Here is a 1,271-nt window from a genome sequence, read left to right on the forward strand (position 1 = left end):
GGGACTGCTGCACGATCGGGTGACAGTGTCGGTGTCATGCCGCTGAGGCGGCTGTGTTGATGATCGTCTCGTATTCGACGGGCGTCAACCGGCCGAGGCGGACCTGACGGCGTCGGCGGTGGTAGGTCCGTTCGATCCAGGTGACGATCGCGATCCGCAGCTGCTCGCGGGTGGCCCACCGCTGCCGGTCGAGGACGTTGCGTTGCAGCAGCGCGAAGAACGATTCCATCGCTGCATTGTCGCCGGCGGCGCCGACGCGGCCCATCGATCCGACCAGGCCGTGCCGATTGAGTGCGGACACGAACTTCCGCGACCGGAACTGAGAACCCCTGTCCGAGTGGACAATACAACCAGCAACATCGCCGTCTCGGCGGGCGACCGCATGGTTGAGCGCAGCAACGGCGAGACGGGATTGCATGCGGTCATCGATGCTGTAGCCGACGATCCGCCCCGAGCAGGCATCCTTGATCGCGCAGAGGTAGAGCTTGCCTTCGTCGGTCCAGTGCTCGGTGATATCGGTCAACCACAATTGGTTCGGGGAGTCGGCGGTGAAGTCGCGTTCAACCAGGTCATCGTGCACCGGCGGCCCCGGCTTCTTACCGTTCTTCCCACGTTTCTTACCGAAGCTCGACCACCAGCCGTTGGCGCAGCAGATCCGCCACGCCGTCCTCGCGCTCATCGCCTGACCAGCGTGTTCGGCTTCGTCGGCGAGGAACCGGTACCCGAACTCCGGGTCCTCGCAGTGCGCATCGAACAGGGCGTTCGCCCGCGCGGCCGCGACCCGATCGGCGGTGGTGACCGCCTCCTTGAGCCACCGGTAGTAGGGCTGTCTGGCGAGCTTGAGTACCCGGCACGTCACCGCGACGGGGATTCCGTCGGCGGCGAGCTCCTTCACGAGCGGGTAGAACCTTTTCCCGGCAGGTTCGCCTGCGACAGATACGCCGCGGCCCGGCGCAGGACCTCATTCTCCTGCTCCAACAACCGGATTCGCTTGTTGGCCTCCCGCAACTCCGCCGACTGCCCCGACGTCATCCCAGGCTTGTTGCCGTCATCGATGTCGGCGCGTCGCATCCACTTCTGCAACGTCATCTCATGGATCCCGAAGTCCTTCGCGATCTGCGCGAGCGTCACACCGCTCTCACGATCCCGGGCAACCCGGACCACATCATCACGGAACTCTTTCGGATAAGGCTTAGGCACAGTAGTCATCCTTCCAGGCCGCCCTCCCGGGGCAAGCCAGATCAGATGTCACCTAACCGTGCACCAGTCCC

General features: G+C 64.6%; 1 protein-coding gene. It reads right to left on the reverse strand.

The window, feature by feature from the left end; all coding sequences use genetic code 11:
• Positions 1-34: 34 nt before the first annotated feature.
• Positions 35-1,200 (reverse strand): IS3 family transposase gene (locus HF999_RS22115; protein ID WP_109860712.1). Its coding sequence is split into 2 segments (ribosomal slippage): positions 35-913 and positions 916-1,200, totalling 1,164 coding nucleotides; the frame shifts between segments, so codons are not numbered across the junction.
• Positions 1,201-1,271 lie beyond the last annotated feature (71 nt).

The organism is Tsukamurella spumae, from assembly GCF_012396015.1.
Classification (GTDB): domain Bacteria; phylum Actinomycetota; class Actinomycetes; order Mycobacteriales; family Mycobacteriaceae; genus Tsukamurella; species Tsukamurella spumae.